Origin of the sequence: Acinetobacter sp. V110_1 (assembly GCF_031798975.1) — a bacterium.
In the GTDB taxonomy this organism is placed as follows: Bacteria; Pseudomonadota; Gammaproteobacteria; order Pseudomonadales; family Moraxellaceae; genus Acinetobacter; species Acinetobacter nosocomialis_A.
Map to the genome: position 1 here is coordinate 415947 of NZ_JAVQNN010000030.1, position 24162 is coordinate 440108.

Consider the following 24162-nt stretch of genomic DNA (forward strand, 5'->3'; position numbering starts at 1 on the left):
AGTATTGTCATGAATCAGGCATTAAATAATGAATTTACTCCGGACCTTTCTCAACCAGCTCGTTTTGAATTGGCATCTACTCAGCTCGGCATTTTCCTTGCCGATCATTTAAGTTCAATTGAAGATTTATATACCATTGCACATTGTTTGGAACTACCAAAAACTGTCGATATCCCAACGTTTAAAAAAGCAATTCAGATCGGCTTAAATGAAGCCGACACGGTCATTGCTTCGTATTCATCTGACCCATCTCAACCGTTTATTGAACTTAATAACCAAGTTCAGTTTCAAATTGAAGAATTTGATTTTTGTCATTTAACGCCTAAAAAAGCTCAGCAGCGTTTATGGGACTGGATGCCATCAGATCGTCAATGTGCTAAATCACTTAAAACGGGTGAATCTCAACTGTTTCGTCAGGTGTTATTTACGACGCATGATAAAGTGTATTGGTATCAACGCTATCACCACATCATGCTTGATGGTTTTAGCATGATTAACCTGACCAAACGTATTGTTGAACTCTATCAACAATTACAAGAAGAAAAAGACCTTTCGATTTCTCCGTTCATTGGCGTTAATGATGTTATTTCGGAACGTCAGGCTTATGAAAATAGCCATCAATTTAAAATAGACCAAGCTTTCTGGAAGGCATATTGTGAAGATTTACCTAGTCCAGTTAGTTTAAGTTCACATCATTTAGCGGCAAAAACCACAGCGACATTTATTAAGCATCAGCTGCGTTTTTCGACAGGAATTTTAGAGCAGATTCAAGCTTTAGCTGCGCAATCTAAATTAGCTTTGAATGATATGATGATGTCATTGTCATTACATTATATTTACAAAATGACAGATAAAGCCGATTTAGTTAACGGTATTCCATTTATGCGTCGTTTAGGTTCAAAGGCGATTCGCTCAACCTTACCGACGGTAAATGTGTTGCCTGTGAAGTTTAAAGTTGCTGAAAAAGACAGTTGGGTAAGCTTGGCTCAACATGTACAAGAGCAATTACGACAAATTCGTCCACATCAGAAATACGATGCTGAACAAATTTTAAGAGATTTAAATAGTATCGATATTCATGAACGAATGTACGGTCCTATTTTAAACTATAAAGCTTTTGATCAAGATTTGGTGTTAGACGGTGAAAAGGTCAAAACACACCATATTTCTACAGGGCCAATTGATGATTTTGAGTTTTCTTTTATTGTTCAAGACCAAGAACTCATTATCGAACTACGTGCAGATTCGCAGCGTTATACACAAGATGAACTATTTAACCATGGTCAACGCTTAACTTTATTGCTTGAACAAGCTCTAATTCGTCCAGAACAGGCATGTAGCAATTTTAATATTACGACACCACAAGAGCTTGCTGCCCTAACTCAAAGTGGTATTGGTCCACGTGTTAGCCATCCTGAACAATATAATAATGTTTTAGATATTTTTTATGAGCAAATTAAAAACTATCCCGAACGTACCGCAATTGTGAGTGGCGAACGTCCAAATCTTCAACATCTTAGTTTTGCTGAGCTTGCAGTACAAGTGAATCAACTCACTCGTTTTTTACAAGAAAATGGAGCCAAAAAGCAAACGATCATTGCTGGAGCTATTCCTCGTTCGATTGACTCAGTTGTGGTGATGTTATCCGTATTAAACTCTGGTGCGAGTTTCTTACCTCTCGATTTAGATTATCCAATCGATCGTATGCAAATGATGTGTGAAGATGCAAATCCATTATTTGTATTAACCACACAAGCTCTTGCACAGCAACTACCACAAAATATTCAGCAGTTATATCTTGATCATGAAGACATCCAAACACAGATTCGAAAGCAAGATGCGAGTGATATTCCTGCCGAAAATCGTAAATTTGATTTCCAAGACGTCGCTTATGTAATTTTTACCTCAGGTAGTACTGGCCGTCCTAAGGGGGTAATGAACACACATGGTTCTTTACTCAACCTCATTTTGTCACATAAACCAACCATTTACTGGCCTGTATTAGAAGCTGTAAATGAGCGTTTCCCTGAGCGTCCGTTACGTGCAGCGCATACACACTCTTTCTCGTTTGACTCATCTTGGTTACAAGTTTTCTGGATGTTATGGGGCCAAGAGCTACATATTTTTGATGAAAACATGCGTCGTGATGCTTTTGGCTTAGTGCAAGAAATTCAACAACGACAAATCGATACACTTGATTTGCCTCCATCTTTTTGTGCGCAAATGATGACAAACGGCTTATTTGCTGAAAATCAGCATCATCCAAGTCTTATTTTGATTGGTGGTGAAGCTGCACCGTTAGCTTTATGGCAACAGCTCAATGCTCAGCCAGCACTTTTTGCTCATAATTTGTATGGCCCAACCGAATATACGGTTGATACTTTCCGAGCAGAATTAAAACAGACAGCTCGCCCTGTCATTGGTAACCCTATTGGCAATACACAGGCCTATGTATTAGATCGTCATTTGCAACGATGCCCGACTGGCGTGATTGGTGAGCTTTATATTTCTGGTTTTGGGATTGCCAATGGTTATTTAGGTCGCGCTGACTTAAGTGCTGCCCGCTTTGTAGCGAATCCATTTGAACATGGACAGCGCATGTACCGTACAGGTGATTTAGTCCGCTGGAATAGCGCGGGTAAACTTGAATTTATGGGACGCTGTGATGATCAGATTAAAATTCGTGGTTATCGAGTTGAGATCGGTGAAGTTGAAAATGCACTTTCAATTTTAGCCAATGTTGAAAGTGCAGTCGTGATTGCAGAACCGATTAATAACAGTCATCGTTTACTCGGTTATTGTGTGGTCAAAGACATTGAACTTGATGAAAAAACCAGTGAGCAATTAAGTCAGCAATATTTAAGTCAGTTACGTCAAAACCTGCCTGAATATATGGTGCCATCTGCCCTGACTGTTATGTCCGAATTTCCACGAAATGTAAGTGGCAAAGTCGATAAAAAGGCACTGCCAAAGCCTCAAATTCGTACCCATAGCCGAATGGCCGAAACGCCTGAACAACAACTTTTATGTCAAATTACTGCATCTGTTCTTAAGCTTGACGCAATTGGAATTGATGACGACTTCTTTATGACAGGTGGCGATAGTATTTCTGCCATTATGCTTTGTACTCAATTGCGCCAACGTGGTTACGGCTTAAGACCAAGTGACGTATTCCAATTTAAAACAGTCGCCGCTATGGCACCGCAACTCACCTGTTTAGATGAACAACAAGCGGCTGTTTCAAAACCTTTATTTTCAGTAGATCTAGAACAAAAAGTTCAAGAAAAATATGGAAAAAACAGCACGATTTTACCTTTGCTTCCTTTGCAAAAAGGCATGCTGTTCTTATCTCAAGTAGAAAATCAATCGAACTATAATGCCTTTACTCGTCTTAGTTTAAATGGCGACATTGATCCAGTACGTTTACAGCAAGCGTTGATTACCGTATTAAAACGTCACCCGCAACTAGGTGGGCATTTTGATAGTGAATTAGCTGAAGAACCTGTTTTTATCTATTCACTACATCCTACTCAAGCTTGGCCAGTTCAGTTTTGCTCAGTCACTCCCGATTTGCTTGAGCAAACCATTCAAGAAGCATTGCAGCAACCGATTCATCTCGACCACCCCTACGGCTTAATTCGGGCAACCTTAATTCAACATGCTCCAGAACAGTCAGAATTATTGATTATGGTGCATCACCTTTTAACAGATGGTTGGTCAACTCCACTATTTTTACAAGACTTTATTAAAGCCTATCAGCAAACTAACCAACCACTGCCAGTGCTTGAACATAGTTATGAAACGGTGATTAAAGCTTTATCTGGGCGTGATCATGAAACGTCAAAAGCTATATGGCAACGTGATTTAGCTGATTTACAGCCACTTATTTTATTTAATCAAGCACAGCAAGCTGTACAAGAAACTTCATATCGTTTAAGTGCTGAGTTGGGTGCGAAACTTCAACACAAATTACGCCAGCAAGGCATCACGCTCAATGTCTTCATGCAAATGATTTGGGCAATGACTTTAAATATTTATGCTCACCGTGAAGATATTGTATTTGGTACCCCTGTTTCTGGACGTTCAGCACCTATCAATGGCTTAGAGCAGCAGATCGGATTGTTTTTAAATACGATTCCGGTACGTGTAAAGCTCAACATGCAGCAAACACTTTGGGAACAATTGGCTCAGTTACAACAATTACATGTTGAACATTTAGAGCATGATGGTTTGGGTCTGGGTGAAATTCAGCAATTAGTCGGACAAGGTAATCTTTTCGATAGTTTGCTAGTCGTAGAAAACTATCCTGATAATCAGTATTTACAGCAAAAACTTGGGGATGCTGCGATTTCCAAACTTACAAATCGCGGTTATAGCCATTATCCGCTTGCTTTGCTGGTTATTCCTGATCATCAAATTGAGCTATTACTCGAACAGCGTGGTGTAATTGATCAGCCTGAACACTTCTTAGAGCGAATGGTTCAATTGATTGAAATTGCATTAAATGAACCAGAGACTTCTCTAGGTCACTATCGCTTACAACTTGCTGGAGAGCGTGATTTAATCCAGAAAGTTAATCAAACTCAACATGATGTTCGCCAGAGCACATTACAGCAATTACTCAGAGAACAAGCTCGAATTACGCCTGAACAAACGGTATTATCTGATGAAAATCATCAGCTCAGTTTTAGTGACGTACGTTTTCAAGTTTGTGCTTTAGCTCAGCAATTGCAAAAAATGGGCGTGCAGGCTGGAGACATAGTTGCCGTTGCCCTGCCAAGATCAATCAAACTCAGTATTGCTATTTTAGCGGTGATTGAAGCAGGTGCAGCTTATTTACCTATTGATTTACAACATCCGTCTGAACGCATCAAATTTATGTTGCAGGATGCCAAATCTAAACTTGTGATTGGTGAACAAAAAGATCTGGCTGCTATTGCCCCTCAATCAATAGCCACCTTTGCTTTTAATGAATTGTTTGATGAAACAAAGGTTGATTTAAGTAGCTATAAAACGACAGTGATTACCCCACAGCATCCGGCATATTTAATCTATACATCGGGTACAACAGGCCAACCAAAAGGTGTCATGGTTTCTCACCAAGCCATTGTGAACCGTATTTTATGGATGCAATCAGAGTATCCACTATCAGCCAACGATACGATTTTGCAAAAAACGCCTTGTACTTTCGATGTTTCAGTATGGGAGTTTTTCTGGTCATATTTAGTAGGTGCACGATTGGTTATGGCACCTGTAGATGCACACCGTGACCCATTGGCATTATTAAGCCTCATTCAAAAATATCATGTAACAACATTACATTTTGTCCCTTCAATGTTGGCTATTTTTGAAAATGCTGCTACCGAAATTTTGTCATCTGCTCAGCGTCAAAGTTTGCCAATCCGCCGAGTGTTTTGTAGTGGTGAGGCGTTACCAACGGCTTTAGCAAAATCATTTACTGAGCACTTTAAGTGTGAATTGCATAACTTATATGGCCCAACAGAAGCTGGGGTAGATGTGAGTTATATGGATGTAACTCAAGAATTAGACTCTAACGAAAACAGTATTGCTATTGGTTATCCAGTCTGGAATACCCAGCTTTATATTTTAGACCAATACTTACGCCCTGTTCCTGTTGGAGTGGACGGTGAGCTTTATTTAGCAGGTCATCAATTGGCCATGGGTTATTTACATCGAGCAGACTTAACGTCAACACGTTTTGTGGCTAACCCATTTGCAGCAGGTCAACGCATGTACCGCACTGGTGATATTGCCCGTTGGCATGCAGACGGCAGTATTCAATATGTGGGCCGTGCTGATGACCAGTTAAAGATACGTGGGCAACGTATTGAATTGGGTGAAATTGAACAGCAATTACGCTTACTCAGTGGTCTTGATGTGGTTGTACATGCTATCTCTTCTGAGCAAAGTAAAGCAGATGTTCAATTGGTCGCTTACTTGCAAACAACAGCACCTGTGGACATTGAGCAGCTGAAGAAACAATTAGCAAAACAGCTTCCTGCATATATGGTGCCAACACACTATATGTTGGTCGAGCAATTCCCATTAAGCCATAATGGTAAGCTGGACCGTAAAGCACTGCCGCAACCACACCTTACTCCTTCAAATACAGAAAAACAGTACGCCACCACTGCTTTTGAACATGAACTGACACGAATTGTCCAGCAAGTTTTAAATACAGATCTAAATATTGGTGTGAACGAAGATTTCTTTGCGATTGGGGGACATTCCATTTTGGTGATGAAGCTTGCAATTGAAATCCGAAAAGTATTTAAGCGGACCATTCCAATTGGCCAATTGATGAGTCATGTCACGATTCAACGTTTAGCGGCTTTACTTCTTACACAAGAACGTTTGGCAGAAGTTGAACAAACTGGCATGCAACCAATTTTACCCATCCGTTCTGGCTCTGGGCATCCATTGTTCTGTTTCTACCCCGGTTCTGGTTCGGCATGGCAATATACGGTGCTGAATCGTTATTTACATTCTGATTTGCCTATTATTGGATTGCAGTCACCTCGACCAGATGGCCTATTGGCAAATAGTACTGATATGACCGAATTGGTTGAAAAACAACTTGAGATTATGCGTAAGCAACAACCAACAGGACCTTATACGTTACTAGGTTATTCACTTGGTGGCACTGTGGCTTATGCAGTTGCAGCGAAGCTCACTGAACAAGGTGAAAAAGTTGATTATCTCGGCTTGTTAGACACTTACCCTGCTGAAATTCATCAATGGTTAGATTTGTCGATAGAGGAAATGAATGCTGAAGCTGAACAAGAACAGCTTCAATTCTTCAATGATATTTTAGCCGATGCAGATACGGCATTAAGTGAAGAAACCCGCCGTTTACAAGAGGATATTTTCGCAAACTATCGCGATGCCGTCCGTTTATTAAAACCGTATAAGATGCCGCACTTTAATGGTGAACTACACTTAGTTGTCGCTGAAAAAGACTTGCTGCCGTATATCCAACCAGAACAACAATGGTCACCTTTAGTTAAAAAACTCAATATTGTTCGACTGAGTGAAGCGGACCATACCGATATATTGTCTCCGCAGCAGCTTGAAACACTTGGCCCGATTTTAAACCGTATGATTTGTCAGGCACGCGGTTTAGAGGAGCACACGCCATGAGCTTCAAATCTATATTGACCGACTTTAGTCTTTTAAAACGTAATGCTCATTTCCGACATGTATTTATTGCTCGCACATTGTCATTATTAACGATTGGCATGTTGGTCGTAGCTATTCCAAAACAAGTCTATGACATTACGGGGAACTCGCTTAACGTTGCTGTTGCAATGGCTTTTGAAGGCATTGCCATGTTTATTGGCTTGTTACTTGGTGGTTTGCTGTCAGATCGCAAAGACCGAAAATGGCTAATTTTATTGGCTCGTGGTGTGTGTGGTTTAGGCTTTGCAGGCCTCGCCATCAACGCCATGTTTGAGCACCCTTCGCTCTATGCGATTTATTTTTTATCGGCATGGGATGGTTTCTTTGGTGCACTAGGCGTAACCGCAATGATGGCGATCATGCCTGTGATTGTAGGACGCGAAAATATTGTACAAGCCCGTGCGATCAGTATGGTATCCGTACGGCTTGCAACCGTTATTTCACCTGCAATCGGCGGTATATTAATTGCTGCTAGCGGTGTTGCAACCGTATATTGGGTCTCAACGGTGGGTACTTTACTTACTGTATTTTTATTGATGGGGCTACCTGCGCTTAAACCACAACATGCATCAAATGGCGAAAGTCCTCTTCGCCAATTAGCTCAAGGGTTTAAATTTGTTTTTAAAAATAAAGTAGTCGGTAGTACCATTTTAATTGGAACATTGCTCAGTTTTAGCAGTGCTATTCGCATTATTTTTCCGCAAATGGCAGATGAAATTTTTCACGGCGGCGCATTTGAACTCGGACTTATGTATTCGGCCGTGCCTTTAGGCTCGACTTTAGGCGCCTTACTCAGTGGATGGACAACAAGGTTACTCAAACCCGGCTTAGTCATGCTCTATACGTGCTTAGGTGTTTTTAGTTGCATGATTATGATTGGAATTTCACCTTGGCTCATCGTGACTTTACCAATTTTATGTGTTTTCGGATATTTGATGTCGATTGCCAACTTGCTTCAATACAGCATTGTACAAGGACATACACCTGATGAATATTTAGGGCGTATTAATTCAATCTGGCTTGCACAAGATGCGTTAGGCGATTCGATTGCCACCACAACTTTAGGTCTTTTAACTCGGTTCTTACCAATATCAGGAAGTATCCTCTTCTTTGGCATATTAAGCTTTGCAGTCGGTTTTATGTTCCTATTCAACTCTCAAGATATGCGTGAAACTGGATTCCAAGATCCTAAATTACAAGAAAATTAATCTCTAAATAAAAAAGAAGGCAATTCGTTGCCTTCTTTGCTTTAAGCAGAATGACGTGCCTGAAAAACCCAAGTCATAATATGGTCTTGTTCTATGGTCCAGCCACCGTTATAGCGTTCTAAGAGTTGATAGCGGTGCTGAATTTCCGGCAAAAAAGTTAGCGTTAATTTTTGATTTTCAAAATTAATATCAACGATAGATGCTTCTAAGAAATCAATATATTGCTTTGCAGTGGGATAAACCGCTTTATATAGACTTTCTTTTATAGAAAAAATTAAGCTCACATAGCGGGGAAAATCAAAAAATTTAGCCGCTTTATTTTTCCATAAATCAAACTCAGATAGCGTTAAAACAAGATGTGCGCTCTCTCGAGCAAATTCTGAGGTCACCCAGTACTCAATATCAATTCCCAAATAAACCGCATGGCTAGATAGCGCAACAATTAACTTATTTTGTGAATGACTAATGCTACCCAAAACATGGGATGGCCAAATGGGCAAAGGTTCGTACATCGAGGTTATTGGCTGATCTAAACCGAAATGATGATTTAAAACTGCCTGAGCTAAGACCCTGCCACATAAGTACTCATTTTTACGATCGACACACGCTTGAGCAATTTTTAGGGGATGCTCTAATTGTTGGTCTATATGCAAATACGTTGTTTGTGATAAATCTAGCCCATAACACAATAGCTCTGATGTAAGAAAAATAGGACTCGAGATTTCATAAATTGATGTACTGAGTTGTTCAGGAATGTATAGATAATTGCTCACGTATTCGACTTCAAAATAAATATTTTTAATAAGTTATCTTCTATCTTAACTTACTCACTGCAAATTTATAAATAATTATATTTATCATTTGATAATAATTATTATTTACTTATACTATTGGATAAATTTTGACTTTAATTTACTTATAAACATCGATTATGAAACTTATAGGACTTTTTTTGACCCTGTTGGGAGCGGTCAGTATCTATTGTAGTCATAGCAATCAAAATCTGTTGTCTCGACATCTTCCTACTTTCTTTAAGTATTTGGGTTTAGTGCTATTAAGTATTGGATTCATTGCACTTTTTGTAAGCTTACCGAAAGTGGTTGCCGCTTTTTGTTGGTTTATGCTCATCATTTTTGCGTGGTCGTTTCTTCCTTTTATGGCGCTTTTTAAACGGAAACTGGTTTCATGAAAGCTAAAATTCAGTCTCCGATCCAGCCAGACTGGTGGAGTAAAACTTTTGCTGGTGGTGTTTTAGGTCTAAGTCTTTCTATCGCTATTGGTAATTTGATTGTTTTATTAGGCCAACCTTATGTTGCCATGGATTTATTGGTGCAAGTGGGTATGTGGAGTGTTCCTTGGGTTTGGATGCCGATTATGTTTGGCAGTTATTTTTTTATGACTGGACGAAAAGCGCTTATCTATTTATTGATTGCCAATGCCCTAGCGTATAGCTGTATTTTTGTCTTACGGGGTTAAACATGAAAGTACGTTCAGACATCATGAAATTAGCAAAAAGCATGCATACTTGGGTGGGTGTATGTGCAGGAATTTTGCTTTTTATCTGTTTCTTTGCTGGTGGGCTCAGCATGTTTCAGCACCATATTAGTAAGTGGGCTACGCCAACACAGCAAGTTTTACCGAAAGTCTCACCCGACCAATATAATGAACTTATTCAAAAAGTTCAGGCTGCCTATCCTGCTGCACAAAAGAACTTCACACTAAACTTAGCGTCCAATGAATTTCACTATGCACCCATTACTTGGAGTGAACATGAACGTGGAGATGGCTTTAATGCGGCTCAGACTACGTGGATGGCAAGCTTAGATGATAAAGGTCAGTTAATCGTTGCTCAAGAAAACTTATCTAAAGCAGGCTGGCTAATCGAACAGTTGCATGAAACAGCAGGCATACCGGGCATGGCAGGCCATCACGGTTTAGGTCTCTATGTGATGGGCGTGGTTTCTATTTTATATTTTCTTGCCCTGCTTTCAGGAGTGATCATACTTTTACCAACTTTGGTAAAGGATTACTTTGTTATTCGCCCTGGTAAAAATAAAAAGCGTTTTTGGTTAGATGCGCATAACGTGATTGGAATTACCAGCTTACCTTTTCACATCATTATAAGCATTAGCGTTATTGTCTTTGCTTTTCATGACTTTTTTTACGATGCGATTGGTCAGCTTGCACTCAAAGGACAGCCTGTTTTTCAGCGTTCTCCCCCTGCGCTTATTCAACCTAAACAAACACAGGTTGATGTACAGCAAATACTAGCTCAAACAAAAAAAGTAGCACCTGAATATTCAGTTGACTATATCCAGTTCAGTAACCTCGATAAACCTGAAAAAGCCAATGCACGTATAGCCTTGTATAGTCCCGATCAGATGTTACGTGGAGCAAATCAAGACTTTATGCGTATGAACCCCTATGCAGTTGAGCACTTTAACCATAAAGGCATTAACACACAGACTGATGCTGGAAATAAGTTAATCAACGCCATGTTTAGCCTACATTTTGGAAGTTTTGGTGGTACTGGCGTACGTTGGATTTATTTTGTTTTAGGTGTTGGTGGTGCTTTCTTGTTTTATACAGGTAACATCCTTTGGGTTGAAACTCGTGCGCGTAAACAAAAGCGTGCTGAAGACCCTGTTCCTGTTCAACGTAAAGATGTGGTGTTCCTTGCGAACTTAACGATAGGTGCATGTTTAGGGTGTGTTTTAGCAGTCGTGGGTATAATGTTAGCTAGTCGGTGGCTCTTCGCAGCGCTTAACATTGAAAGCATAAATCACCTCTTCATGTATGGTTATTATGCGATTTTCCTACTGAGTTTGATTTATACCTTTGTGATTGGCTATGCAAAAGCTTTACCACAATTGCTGTTAACTCTAGTTTTAGTATTATTTGCGATTCCGCTTACATCCCTTTTAGCCTACTTCATTCCTCAAAGTGGCTTATGGGTACATGGCGGAGAAATCTTAGTGGTTGATTTCTTAGTGGTTGATTTCTTAGCTATCATTTTTGCTTTCGCTTTCTGGCGTTTTTATCAACAAGCCCAAGATCGCCGAAAATCTGCACCAACGGGTAGTTTATGGGCTAGCTAACAACCATGAACTAACTAGACTGAAATAATGTGTGAAATATGAAAAATTATAAAATCCACATTGTTTCGGTCAGTTGTTTAATCTCTTGAATATCATGACTTACATAAATCATCGGAATTTTAATTTCCTCTTTTACTTTCTGAAAAAAAGGAATAATTTCAGCTTTATGATTCGCATCTAATGCTGATAAAGGCTCATCTAGTAGTAACAGCTTAGGTGAATATAACAATGCCCGACCCAGTGCCACGCGCTGTTTTTCCCCTCCTGAGAGTTTAATGGGCATACGTTGTAATAAGTGTCCTAACTTTAATAATTCAATAATGTAATCAGCTTCAAAGTGACGTTCTTGTTGGGACAGGTGCTTAAGACCAAATAATAAATTTTGCTTTACCGTTTTATGCGGAAAAAGCTGAGCATCTTGAAAAACCAATCCAACATGTCGCTTTTTGGTGCTCAAGTTAATGTTTTGATTTGAATCAAACCATGTTTGGTCCTGTATCTTAATGAGTCCACTACGCGGTGTGTTCAGTCCTGCAATGGCATGTAGAATTGATGTTTTACCTGATCCAGAGGCACCAAATAATCCAATAACAGCAGCATCTGACTGGAAACTAGGTTCAATATGAAACTGACCCATGTGTAGCTGAAAACGGCAATCAATCAACATAACCTTACCGTCCTAAACGCTTCTTTTGATAACGATGAAACCACTGTGCAAACCATAGAGCTAAAAAAGCCACACTTAACGATAAAACTATAAGCCGTTGAATAGCGGCCTCTGTATCGGGCTGTTGCATTAAGCTATACATAGCCAAAGGTAAAGTGCGTGTCTCATTTGAAATATTACCTACAAAGGTAATGGTCGCACCAAACTCACCTAAACTGCGGCAAAAGCACAAAATAGCACCAATTAAAATACCACTGCTGGCAAGAGGCAAAGTGACATGAAAAAATGCCCCTAAAGATGAGGCACCTAATGTCTTTGCTGCCATTTCTAAACGCTGATCAACCAGTTCAATTGCTAATCGAATAGATTGAACCAATAGCGGGAAACCCATCACTGCTGAAGCAAGAACGGCGCCTTTCCAGTTAAATGCAAAATCAATTCCGAGTGGCGCCAAATATTGCCCAATAATGCCGCGGCTCCCAAATACCTGTAAAAGCAAATAACCAGGAACAACTGGTGGTAGCACTAAAGGTAAGAACACCAAAGTTTCAATGAATGACTTACCCCAGAACTCTTTTCGTGCCAAAAACCATCCCACACAAATTGCAGGAATAATGCTGACCACAAGACAACTTGCTGCAACCTTACAAGAAAGTTGCAGCACGCTGAGTTCTTCTGGGGTTAAAGAAAACATCATGGTTTTGCTGGAGCCAACACACTAAAGCCATACTTTTTAAAGACTGCTTTGGCTTGATTACTTTGTAAAAATTGATAGAACTTTGCTGAGTTTGAGTTCTTTTTAATTATCCCTATAGGATAAATAATTGGTGAATGTGTATTTTCTGGAAATACGCCTACTACCTTCACGTCTTTGCTAATCGCTGCATCGGTTGCATAGACAATCCCAACCTGACATTCACCTCGCGCAACAAAGTTTAATGCCGCTCGAACATCTTCTGTTTCAACTAACTTTGGCTCAATACGGCTCCACCAACCTAAATTGGTAAATGCTTGTTTAGCATATTTGCCTACAGGCACACTTTTGGTATCCCCTGTACAAATCTTGCCAGTAAATACTTTATTGGGATCGGTTGTTTTATCTAGTTTTACATTTAGTGACTGCCCTTTAGGGGTAATTAAAACCAGACGGTTGCCTAATAGATTTATACGGTCATTTGTTGCAACTAATTTTTTATTTTGTAGATAATCCATCCACTGGGTATCTGCTGAAATAAAAATATCTGCTGGTGCCCCAGCTTCAATTTGTTTCGCTAATGTCGATGAGCCTGCATATGAAGTTTTAACTTCTACTTTATTTTGTTTTTCATAAATTTTTTCTAAATCATTAATTGCATTGGTTAAGCTCGCTGCTGCATAAACGGTAACCGATTCAGCTTTGGCTGGAACATTAAAGACCAAGCCTATGCTGAGCACCGAACAGGCTAAAGCCAACTTTTTTATCTTCGTATCACTTACCATTATGTTTACCTTTTTGTCGTTTTTTGCAGCGATATATACCCAAGAATATAGCGATAAGCATAGACGATGAAAAGTAGAAATTATTTATAAAGATGGATATTTTTTCTGAACAACTGAAAACTATTGGTAGATAAAACTGATTCGCGCTTAAATTCTTTGATTTTAAAGTATTTCTCATCTTATTTCTTTAAATAGCTACTCATGATTTGATAGTCCTGTTCTAAGGCTTGTCGAGCATTGATTTCCATTTGTCGGTAATGCTGTAAGACTTTTTGGCCTATAGCTGTAACGGCTGCCCCACCACCATGTGTTCCGCCTGTTTGAGTTTCAACTAAAGCTGTTTCAAAGCACTGATTCATGGTGTCTACCAACTGCCACGCACGGCGGTAGCTCATATTCATAGATTTTGCGGCTTGTGAGATCGAACCAGTTTTCTCAATCGCTTCAAGTAAGTCTGCCTTACCCGGACCAAACGCAATGTTCTGCTCTAAAAAAATTCTAATCTGTAATTTTAAGTTTTGTTCTTTCATAGACTTAGTTCACAAAAGTTTATTTTATGCTCGTTAACATTATAGGGAAGTTTGACAAGCTAAGACATATACAAATTTAAATCTCGATTAGCTCTTAAAAATAGTCTTATTAAAAAATCAAAACTGCACAAAGTGGATAAAGATCTGGAAAAAACGGATAGAGGCCAAAGCCTAATCGCGGTTCAATCAGTTAAAAGCTGAATGAATAGGATTGAGCAAATGACCTCATCTAATTTAAAACAATGGAATGATTTTGTAGATGGATGTATCGACTTCCGTCCTAACGATGGCGTATTTCGTATTGCACGCAATATGTTTACTGAGCCTGAACTATTTGACTTGGAAATGGAACTTATTTTTGAAAAGGTTTGGATTTATGCATGTCACGAAAGTGAGATTCCAAACAATCATGATTTCCTAACAGTTCAAATTGGTCGCCAACCGATTATTGTGAGCCGTGATGGTAAAGGCGAATTACACGCGATGGTCAATGCTTGTGAGCATCGTGGAGCGACCTTAACACGTGTTGCCAAAGGCAACCAGTCAACCTTTACATGTCCGTTCCATGCATGGTGCTATAAGTCAGATGGCCGTTTGGTGAAAGTCAAAGCACCTGGTGAATATTGTGAAGATTTTGATAAGTCAAGCCGTGGCTTAAAACAAGGCCGTATTGCCAGCTACCGTGGTTTCGTATTTGTAAGCCTTGATACTCAAGCAACAGATTCTCTAGAAGACTTTTTGGGCGATGCAAAACTGTTCCTTGATTTAATGGTTAATCAGTCGCCAACAGGTGAACTCGAAGTACTTCAAGGCAAGTCATCTTATACATTTGCAGGTAACTGGAAGCTACAAAATGAAAATGGCTTAGATGGTTACCATGTAAGTACTGTTCACTATAACTATGTCTCTACAGTCCAACACCGCCAACAAGTCAATGCATCAAAAGGTGAAGAACTCGATACGCTTGACTATAGCAAGTTAGGGGCCGGTGACTCAGAAACTGACGATGGCTGGTTCAGCTTCAAAAATGGTCATAGTGTTTTATTTAGTGACATGCCAAACCCAACTGTTCGTCCGGGCTACAGCACGGTTATGCCATATATGGTCGAAAAATATGGTGACAAATATGCTGAATGGGCAATGCACCGTTTAAGAAACTTGAACTTGTACCCTAGCCTATTTTTTATGGACCAAATTAGTTCACAACTTCGTATTGTTCGCCCTGTGGCATGGAATAAAACCGAAGTCATTAGTCAATGTATTGGCGTTAAAGGTGAATCTGCTGAAGCACGCCGTAACCGTATTCGCCAGTTTGAAGATTTCTTTAACGTATCAGGTCTTGGTACACCAGACGATTTAGTTGAATTCCGTGAACAGCAAAAAGGTTTTCAGGCACGACTTGAACGTTGGAGCGATATTTCTCGTGGCTGTCAGTCTTGGGAATATGGCGCGACCAAAAACTCACAAGATTTAGGCATTCAACCAGTTATTACTGGCCGAGAGTTTACCCATGAAGGACTCTATGTAAACCAGCATGGACATTGGCAACGCCTAATGCTCGACGGCTTAAACAAGAAAGCATTAAAAATGCAGGATATTACTTTTGAAAACAATGCCCTAATGGATGAGGTGTAACCATGTCACAAGAACTATATTTTGCTGTATCTCAGTTTTTGTACAAAAAAGCAGAACTTTGTGATGCTTATGACTGGGATGCCTATTTAGAACTTTACGATGAAGATAGTGAATATCATATTCCGCAATGGATTGATGACCATAACTATGTTCAAGATCCGAATCAGGGCTTGTCTTATATTTATTACGCAGACCGCACTGGACTTGAAGACCGTGTATTCCGTATTCGTACAGGAAAAGCAGCTTCGGCAACGCCATTACCACGTACTTTACACAGCATGAATAACATTCGAGTTAGAACACTTGATGATGGTCTAATTGAAGCAAAAGTTGTATGGCAAACACTGTATAACCGTCAAGGTTTAGAAGGCTGTTTTTATGGGCATGCCACTTATCTTTTACGCCAAACAGCAGATGGTTTCCGCATTCGTCGTCAGCACAGCATTTTGCTCAATGACAAAATTGATTCCGTTTTAGACTTCTATCACGTTTAAGGGGAATGAAAATGGGACATTCAGTTGCACTTAACTTTGCCGATGGCAAAAGCTTTTTCATTTCGGTAAATAACGACGAATTGCTGCTTGATGCAGCGGTTCGTCAAGGAATTAACCTGCCATTAGACTGCCGTGAAGGTGTTTGTGGTACCTGTCAGGGTCAGTGTGAAACCGGTATTTATGAACAAGAATATGTCGATGAAGATGCATTAAGTGAGCGTGATTTGGCTGAGCGTAAAATGTTAGCTTGCCAGACGCGTGTGAAATCGGATGCAGCTTTTTATTTCGATCATGATTCAGCTATTTGCAATGCTGGCGATACTTTAAAAATTGAAACTAAAGTGACTGCGGTTGAGCTGGTTTCTGAGACAACAGCAATTTTGCATCTTGATGCAAGCAGTCATGCTGAGCAACTTCAGTTTTTGCCGGGTCAATATGCTCGTTTGCAAATTCCAGATACTGAAGATTGGCGTTCTTATTCTTTTGCAAACAGACCAAACGCAACCAATCAATTGCAATTCTTAATTCGTCTATTACCAGACGGTGTTATGAGTAATTACCTGCGTGATCGCTGTCAGGTTGGACAAAGCCTATTCATCGAAGCGCCACTTGGTAGTTTCTATTTACGCGAAGTACAGCGACCATTGGTTTTTGTTGCTGGTGGAACAGGATTATCAGCTTTCTTGGGAATGCTTGATAACTTGGTTGATCAACCAAACTCACCTGCAGTTCAGTTGTATTACGGCGTAAATAGTGAAACCGATTTGTGTGAACAACAGCGTTTACATGCCTACGCAGAACAGCTTCCAAACTTTAGCTATCACCCGATTGTGACTAAGGCAACGGAAACTTGGCAAGGTAAAGCGGGTTATATTCATGAGCATTTAAATAAAGATCAACTGGCTGAACAGGCTTTTGATATGTATTTATGTGGCCCACCGCCAATGATTGAAGCCGTAAAAAATTGGTTAGATGAACAAGCTCTGCAAAACTACCGGATCTACAGCGAGAAGTTTTTACAGAGCAATACATCACGTTGAAAATATAAATAGCTTAAGTGCAAATAATTTAAAAACCACTAAACCTGAAATGATTCAATATACTCTGTAAGGGGTATATTGAATTTTTATTTAAAAAAATAAAAAACCTTTATATTCAACAGCATAAAATAATAAATTCCGACAAAATAAATTGACCAGTTCACTCGGATTTGCTATAAATTTGATAGATCTTAAGGAATAAGATCATGATGAGATTAACTTATAGCACCTTTTATATCCCCCTATTCTATTTCTCAAATGTATTAAATTGATGGACAAAATCCGACGTAAAAATTTGAGAAAATCATATTAATTAGCGGTTAAATTGGTCTGTATTTTGCTTATATCTCATTGTAATTTGCGAGTAACTTAATTTTTTAAGTGCCGTATTTACTTGCTGTGCAGCGAAGTTTTAAAGCTTTTACAACACAAGTAAATACAGGAGTGAGCCAAAAGGGATAAATATGAACCAAGCCAACTCCCCAGAACTCAGTGGGCGTCATTTTCAAAATGAGTCTATCTTTACCAATCATAATCTGGTGTTTGATCACCACGATTTAAGCGAAACTTGCCGAAATGTAGGCCAAATTTTTAAACCGCATGATCTTAAAATCTCTCATCAAAAGCGAGATTTCAGTGCAACCATGCACCATGTTAAAACAGGCTCACTGTCTATTAGTCGCTTGGAATATGGTGCGGATGTCATTATTGAACCAGATCACCTTGATAGCTTTTACCTAATTCAAATTCCAACTCAAGGCTACGCAGAAATCGAATTCGGTTCACAAAAGTTTATTTCTTATTCTCAAATTGCTTCTCTTATTTCTCCACAGCAATCTTTACGTATGCGCTGGCACGCAAACTCACCACAGCTCATTCTAAAAGTTTCAAAGGATGATTTTACTTACCATTGCCGTCAACACATCGCCGATTCAGAAAATAACTTACTCGTTTTTGACCCTAAATTAGACTTTGCTACACAAAGTGGAGCCTATTTTTTACAGCTCGTTAGAACACTGATGGATGCTTTGGCATGCGAGCAACACCCGCTTCATCATCCTTTAGCCTTTAAACAATTTGAGTCGAATCTATTCAATGCACTCATTTATGGTCAACCCAATAATGCATTACATAGAATAGATCAGCATAAAGAAAAAACTGTCTCTCCTTATTTCGTGAAGCGTACTGAAGCCTATATTAAAGAACATTTACATGAACCACTTAATGTAGAAATTTTGGCAGAACATGCAGGTGTGAGTGTGAGAACCCTATTTACTGGCTTTAAAAATTATTTGGGGACTACCCCTATGTCTTATTTAAAAGAGTTACGTTTTGAACAAGCTCATTTAGAGCTGATGCACAATGAAAATCTATCGGTTACTGACGTTGCATTTAAATGGGGATTTAGCCATTTAGGCCGTTTTTCTCAAGAGTACAAACGCCGTTATGGTGAATTACCTTCTTCTACCCGCCGTTCTGGTCAAAGTGAAGGCTTAGGCTTAATTACTTCAATTTTTTCGTAAACTAAAAATAGATAAAGCCTTTTATATCAATAAATATAAAAGGCTTTTTTTATGACTTAGAAATGATGAACATAACGAACTTGTAAGCGTGTTCCTTCTGGTCGGTTTTCAGCATCTTGCTCAAAATAAGCATTTGCAACCAAGTGATCATTTTTAGAAAAACTATACATCGCACCCGGGCCAATTGCCCAGACTTGTTCACGTCGACCTTTGACTTTTTCACCATCCACTTCTGTATCTGTCACTTGTTTTAACCAATAGCCATTTAGTCCTAAGCGGAACTGTTCGGTAATGGCATAGTCTGTTGCGAAGTTTGCATGAATTGCTTGCCCAGCTTGCATATCATTTGCTCCAGCAAAAGCATAGCTTGGGTCATTATTCTTAAAGTTATAGAGATAATGGATACGTGTGGATGCAGTCCATTTAGGATTAAACCAATACGTTGCAGCCCAATAAGGGTCAAATGAAACAGCGTTATTACTGGGGTTAATATCTTTTTGCCGATCATATTCGCCCGTTGGTAAATTCACCTGAAACTCAAAACGATGTACAAACTTCGGCCCTTGCGCGCCCATGACTGGATCGAACTGAATAAAAGGTCCAATCATAATGTCCCCAAAGCCACTTTGGGCTTTAATAGCAGCATTATTCAAGCCATCATCCATGTCCATTTTTCTAACAAAAGGAATTAAAAAATTCATACCTAGGCTGGCTTTATCCTTTACTCGGACATTCGATAAATAACTAATCTGTTCAACCAGTACTTGATAATTTAAATCTGTTTTAGGTAAACCTAATTTTTGTCCATTGGCATCGACCAGTTTATTACTATCGTAATTTTGAAAGTAAGTTTGAGCATACCAACCGGGCCCTGCGGGTAAACCGCCATCGAGAAAGCTGGTCATACCTAAGTTTACGGTCGGTAAATCATAGGCATGAGAAACTAATGACAAACCCAACAATGTCCCTGCTAAAAATCCATGCTTAATTAAAGTGCTTTTCATCTTTTTATTTCCTATAAAAAAATCACGACCGGATTGATCGTGATTATGGTGAATTAATGGGCTAATTCTGGATGCTCTGCGGCAATCCGATACTTTCCTGCGTGGAATACCAATGGTTCACCTTGGCGTTGTTGGTATTGTTCAATCTGACCAATAAAAATCAGGTGATCGCCGCCTTCATACTGATTTACATTGCGGCAAACCAAGGTTGCGAGTGCATCGGATAAAATTGGAACGCCTGCATTGCATTTTTGATGTGCAATGCCTGCAAATTTGTCTTCAGCACCTCGAGCGAAATGTCCCGAAAGCTGATGATGCTCCTGCGCCAACATGTGAATGGCAAAATATTCTGCTTCAACAAAATCAGACAAACTTGGCGCTGTTTTTGAAAGGCTCCACAAAATTAATGGTGGGTCTAAAGACAGCGACGAAAATGAATTGGCTGTCATACCTATTTTCCGACCATCTTTACCACGAGTTGTAATCACGGTAACGCCAGTTGCAAACTGTCCAAGCAAATTACGGATTTCTCTTGGGTTTTCTGCATTAATTGCTTGTAAAGCTAAAGTTTCAATTGTGTCCATTTTCTATCTCCCTTTGCTGTTTTACCCTTAAGCCACTTTTGCTGCGGTTTTTGAGGCCATGAATGCTTGAGCCTGATTTGCATCAAACCACCAAGGAGCAAAGGCACGAGGGTCATCAAAGTTATTGGCCATAATGGAAGCAATGCTCTGGTTTTGGCTTGCGGCTGCTAATAGCTCAACAACATGGGGTTGTGGCGGTACTAATAAGCTATTGGTCCAAGCCACCACTTTTTCTGCATAAGCCCAATAACGTTCAAAAGTTTGAACCATCCATTGTTCGCTAAAGTTTTGATTATCATTGGCTAAAATGGCATCAAAATAGATCTTGCTACACTTAGCTGCATTGTTTGAGCCTTGACCAGTAATCGGGTCATTCACCACCAAGGCATCTGCCATCCCAAAAATTTTCTTGCCAGACGGTAAGGTTAAAACGGGCTTACGTACCGTCGGCGGGAAACGCCCTGCCAAATAACCGCCAGCATCGGTCAACTCAACATTTGCGCAGCGTTCATATTCCCAAGGCACAAATTTCTTGAGTAAGTCCAAACTGCATTGGAGGTGCTGATCAGGTGTTTTGACATCTTGCCAGCAGTCCATTGGCCCATTTGGAATACCTTCAAAGACCATAATGTCGCAAGGACCATTTACTGTAAGTGCTGGAAATGAAAAGTATTCGCCCACTTCTGGAATAATATTAAAAGTTACACGAGAGTATGGCGAAATTGGCTTCATGTTTTTGACATAGGTCAATGCCAAAGCGCGCTGCGGTTTATCGAAAACGCTACGTGCATCATCACGCTCAAACTGTTTAACGACTTCACCTTTACCAGCCGCGAGTAATACAAGTTCGTAGTCGTTTGCGAGTTGTTCTAATTCCTCTATACCTACATCCTGAATTACCAATCGACCACCACGGCATTCAAATTCTTCCATCCAATATGGCATTTTGACGCGTTGATCGACCGATTGAGCGTAACGCTCAAGACGAGCACTCCATTCAAATGCTTTACCACCATTTTCAGGGTTAACTAAAGCCAGTCCGATACCTTCTACCGCTGGACATTGTTCTTCCCAAAAATTTAGTCCCAAGTCACGTTCAGTTTGTAAAGCGGTATGAAACATACACTGGCTTGACATAACTTTACCTTGACGGATTTCATCGGCAGTTCGATTGGTGACCATGGTTACCTCATAGCCTGTATCTAATAAGCCTAAACCAAGCTGTAAACCAGACTGTCCTGCTCCAACAATTGCAATACGGCGCATAATCTTCTCCATAATTTTCTAAATGTGCTTTTAAAACGCTGTGCTATTCGGCTAAACGTGGAATAGCGGGCTGTGATCCTTCAGGGCCCATCACTGAATATCCGCCATCGACCGCATAATCTGCTCCGGTGACAAAACTCGCAGCGGGTGACAATAAAAACAAAACAACATTGGCAACTTCTTCGGGATGACCCAATCGGCCTAGCAAGTGATAATCGGCTGCCACGCTATCGGCCTTTTCACGGTTATTACCGCTGACTTCTGCAATAACACGAGACCATGTCCAACCCGGTGAAACGGAGTTGACGCGAATACCATCGGCAGCAAAATCCATTGCCATGCTTTGTGTGAGTTGACGTATCGCGGCTTTAGACACTGGATATAACCAGCGCCCTGTTTGTGCCACTTTGGCCGAGATTGAAGTAAAATTAACGATTGAACCTTGCTGCTTTTTTAGGTCATTGTAAAAAGCACGGCTCAGCTCAACGGTAGAGACCAAATTAATATCGAGTGCTTGTAACCAATCCTGACGTGAGGATTTAAAACCGTCATCTAAGTAGGTACATGCCAGATTGACCAAGTAACTCACTTCACCTAAATGTTGGTGAATATCCACCACAGCTTGTTGAATAGCTGCATCACTGGTTAAATCGGTTTGAATAAACATCACATCATGGTTAAAGCTTTCGGCAATCGGCTTACCTTTGGCATCAATATCTAAGATAGCGACATGAGCACCTGCACTTACCAAAGCTTGTACAACAGCTTTACCAATCAGTGTTGCACCGCCACTCACCACAGCGACTTTTCCTTTTAAATCTATGTTCATTGCAGATACTCCTTAATTGACTGGCTTGCCTTCACTACTTGACCAAGATGGCATCAACGTATTTGAAGGAAGGTCTTCATCAAGAAGTTTTCGTGCTGTCTCGACACCTGCAACTGGTAAGCCTGTTGGGTCTAATAAACCAATTTGAACGAGCACCGACGCTTGATCCCAGTAAATATGCTCATGACACAGCTTTGAACCTCTGAACTGAATTACACCCAACATTGGAATCTCGACATATTTACCAGTCGGTTTTACACCCGGTAATAACCAGTCAATTTCAGCGTCGTGGGTAAAGCTCATAATGAATTCGTCTACCACTTGTGTTGAGCCAACCGTACGAGAGATCGAAGTAATCTTCATATCTTTCGGGTTTTGATGAACAAAATGATATTGATAAAAACGAGCAAGCTGGCTTTGGCCTACACCACCAGTTAAAGTTGGAATATGGTTGACATAAGGTTCTGCGACCATCGTTGCCATGGTTGCTGGGACGTCACGCGTATCAAACTCATGACGAATATGCTCTTCCCATAGCGCAACTAAGTCATATTTCGGTCCAATCGTGTCATGTAGAGCGGTTACTGTACGCTCGTGGGCAAAACGTGCTGACGGTTTGTGATAATGATTGCTTTTAGGGCGTGCAAAAGCATGATCAACACCTTCATAAACATAAGTTTGTACATTTGAATATTGGTTGGCTGCATCAACAATCGCTTGTCTCGCATCTGGCGGTGTAAATTGGTCCAGTTCTGCAATATGTAAAACCAAACGCCCTTTTACGTTGGCTAGCTCATCTAACGCTTTTTCAATTCCTACACCATAATAACCTACGGCACATGCCACTTCAGAAAGTCGACAGCCTGCAAGATACGCAAGCTTTCCACCTAAACAGTAGCCCACCACACCGAGACCTGTAGAGGTGTCACATTCTGGTCGGGTCTTTAAAAAAGATAAGCTGTCCTGAATATCTTCAACCCCAAGATTTTCATCATATTGCTGATAAAGCTCGAAAGCTTTTTGAAAATCTTCTTGTGTGTAATCCAGTTCGATATTAGGTGCTACACGCCAAAATAAATCAGGAACTAAAACGGTATAGCCTTCTTCTGCAAGAAATTCTGCTTTTTCTCGCATGGCTGCATTCACCCCAAAGATTTCCTGACAAAGCACTACTCCAGGTCCTTTTCCTGTTTCTGGTGTTGCTAGATATGCACTGAACTGCTTTCCAGATGCTGTTTTAATTTGAACGGTTTGACCAGCCATAGTGTCAACTCCTGACATTGTTATGGCTTTATCTTCTATCCGAATATTTTTTTAGGCTGTCCAAAAGCTGCAAGCACTATCCAATCTGTGCGCAATTATCAAAATCAATAAAAATGGATAAAACACTAAAAATTAGAAAACTAATAAATTTCATAACTTTAAATTAAAAATTAAATTAATTCTTTTTATCTAATTTGGAAAAAATGGATGAAGATTAGGACTTATTGGATAGTGACGATTGGCTAAAAATAGTTCAATCAAGTCATGTAATTAGTTTGATTACATAAAAAAAGCCCAGTCATTTTCTAAATTAAGGCGTTTATTTATGCATCGACCATGGCC

At 39.9% G+C, this 24162-nt stretch carries 18 protein-coding genes; 8 read left to right on the plus strand and 10 right to left on the minus strand.

Annotated elements, in window-relative coordinates; all coding sequences use genetic code 11:
- The first annotated feature begins 9 nt into the window (after positions 1 to 9).
- Together RMA95_RS12895 and entS are read left to right on the plus strand one after the other, a co-directional pair.
- Positions 10 to 7161, plus strand: coding sequence for a non-ribosomal peptide synthetase (locus RMA95_RS12895; protein ID WP_311071097.1), 7152 nt, complete (start codon positions 10 to 12; stop codon positions 7159 to 7161).
- Positions 7158 to 8408, plus strand: coding sequence for an enterobactin transporter EntS (gene entS, locus RMA95_RS12900; protein WP_311071099.1), 1251 nt, complete (start codon positions 7158 to 7160; stop codon positions 8406 to 8408). Before RMA95_RS12895 ends, entS begins: the two co-directional genes overlap by 4 nt.
- A gap of 41 nt (positions 8409 to 8449) precedes the next feature.
- Here the strand turns inward: entS and RMA95_RS12905 are convergent, their stop codons facing one another.
- A complete protein-coding gene (locus RMA95_RS12905) occupies positions 8450 to 9181 on the minus strand; it encodes a 4'-phosphopantetheinyl transferase superfamily protein (protein ID WP_311071101.1) in 732 nt (243 codons plus the stop codon).
- Positions 9182 to 9593: 412 nt separating this feature from the next.
- Here RMA95_RS12905 and RMA95_RS12910 point away from each other — a divergent pair, with 412 nt between their 5' ends.
- Together RMA95_RS12910 and RMA95_RS12915 are read left to right on the plus strand one after the other, a co-directional pair.
- Positions 9594 to 9884, plus strand: a complete 291-nt coding sequence (locus RMA95_RS12910; protein ID WP_311071103.1) for a hypothetical protein — start codon at positions 9594 to 9596, stop codon at positions 9882 to 9884.
- Positions 9885 to 9886: 2 nt separating this feature from the next.
- Positions 9887 to 11506, plus strand: coding sequence for a PepSY-associated TM helix domain-containing protein (locus RMA95_RS12915; protein ID WP_311071105.1), 1620 nt, complete (start codon positions 9887 to 9889; stop codon positions 11504 to 11506).
- Between the two features lie 46 nt (positions 11507 to 11552).
- Here RMA95_RS12915 and RMA95_RS12920 read toward each other — a convergent pair whose 3' ends face one another.
- The 4 genes from RMA95_RS12920 to RMA95_RS12935 all read right to left on the minus strand — a co-directional run bounded on the left by RMA95_RS12920 (position 11553) and on the right by RMA95_RS12935 (position 14182).
- Complete coding sequence (locus RMA95_RS12920) at positions 11553 to 12173, minus strand: ATP-binding cassette domain-containing protein (protein WP_311071107.1); 621 nt, start codon at positions 12171 to 12173, stop codon at positions 11553 to 11555.
- 4 nt (positions 12174 to 12177) lie between these two features.
- On the minus strand, positions 12178 to 12870 hold the full coding sequence (gene modB / locus RMA95_RS12925) for a molybdate ABC transporter permease subunit (RefSeq protein ID WP_000971585.1): 693 nt from the start codon (positions 12868 to 12870) through the stop codon (positions 12178 to 12180).
- Entirely contained in the window at positions 12867 to 13652 is a 786-nt protein-coding gene (modA, locus tag RMA95_RS12930) for a molybdate ABC transporter substrate-binding protein (RefSeq protein WP_240061125.1), read from the minus strand. Before modA ends, modB begins: the two co-directional genes overlap by 4 nt.
- A 179-nt stretch (positions 13653 to 13831) precedes the next feature.
- Positions 13832 to 14182: a LysR family transcriptional regulator gene (locus tag RMA95_RS12935; RefSeq protein WP_311071112.1), complete on the minus strand. Its 351-nt coding sequence runs from the start codon at positions 14180 to 14182 to the stop codon at positions 13832 to 13834.
- A 219-nt stretch (positions 14183 to 14401) separates the two neighbouring features.
- Here RMA95_RS12935 and antA point away from each other — a divergent pair, with 219 nt between their 5' ends.
- From antA to RMA95_RS12955, 4 genes are all read left to right on the plus strand, one after another.
- A complete protein-coding gene (antA, locus tag RMA95_RS12940) occupies positions 14402 to 15817 on the plus strand; it encodes an anthranilate 1,2-dioxygenase large subunit (RefSeq protein WP_004701687.1) in 1416 nt (471 codons plus the stop codon).
- Positions 15818 to 15819: 2 nt separating this feature from the next.
- Complete coding sequence (gene antB, locus RMA95_RS12945; protein WP_311071115.1) at positions 15820 to 16311, plus strand: anthranilate 1,2-dioxygenase small subunit; 492 nt, start codon at positions 15820 to 15822, stop codon at positions 16309 to 16311.
- A gap of 5 nt (positions 16312 to 16316) precedes the next feature.
- A complete protein-coding gene (gene antC / locus RMA95_RS12950) occupies positions 16317 to 17351 on the plus strand; it encodes an anthranilate 1,2-dioxygenase electron transfer component AntC (RefSeq protein WP_311071117.1) in 1035 nt (344 codons plus the stop codon).
- A 464-nt stretch (positions 17352 to 17815) separates the two neighbouring features.
- Positions 17816 to 18874, plus strand: a complete 1059-nt coding sequence (locus tag RMA95_RS12955; RefSeq protein ID WP_192454313.1) for an AraC family transcriptional regulator — start codon at positions 17816 to 17818, stop codon at positions 18872 to 18874.
- A 56-nt stretch (positions 18875 to 18930) separates the two neighbouring features.
- Here the strand turns inward: RMA95_RS12955 and RMA95_RS12960 are convergent, their stop codons facing one another.
- Genes RMA95_RS12960 through RMA95_RS12980 form a run of 5 tightly spaced genes read right to left on the minus strand, consistent with a single transcriptional unit; the run spans position 18931 to position 23820 of the window.
- A complete protein-coding gene (locus RMA95_RS12960; protein ID WP_192454312.1) occupies positions 18931 to 19878 on the minus strand; it encodes a transporter in 948 nt (315 codons plus the stop codon).
- A gap of 53 nt (positions 19879 to 19931) precedes the next feature.
- Positions 19932 to 20462, minus strand: a complete 531-nt coding sequence (locus tag RMA95_RS12965; RefSeq protein ID WP_311071121.1) for a flavin reductase family protein — start codon at positions 20460 to 20462, stop codon at positions 19932 to 19934.
- 27 nt (positions 20463 to 20489) lie between these two features.
- Positions 20490 to 21728, minus strand: a complete 1239-nt coding sequence (locus RMA95_RS12970) for a styrene monooxygenase/indole monooxygenase family protein (protein WP_311071122.1) — start codon at positions 21726 to 21728, stop codon at positions 20490 to 20492.
- A 43-nt stretch (positions 21729 to 21771) separates the two neighbouring features.
- Entirely contained in the window at positions 21772 to 22557 is a 786-nt protein-coding gene (locus RMA95_RS12975; RefSeq protein WP_311071124.1) for an SDR family oxidoreductase, read from the minus strand.
- A 12-nt stretch (positions 22558 to 22569) separates the two neighbouring features.
- The gene (locus RMA95_RS12980; RefSeq protein ID WP_311071126.1) at positions 22570 to 23820 is read right to left on the minus strand and encodes a dienelactone hydrolase family protein; all 1251 of its coding nucleotides are present in this window, start codon (positions 23818 to 23820) and stop codon (positions 22570 to 22572) included.
- Between the last annotated feature and the right edge of the window lie 342 nt (positions 23821 to 24162).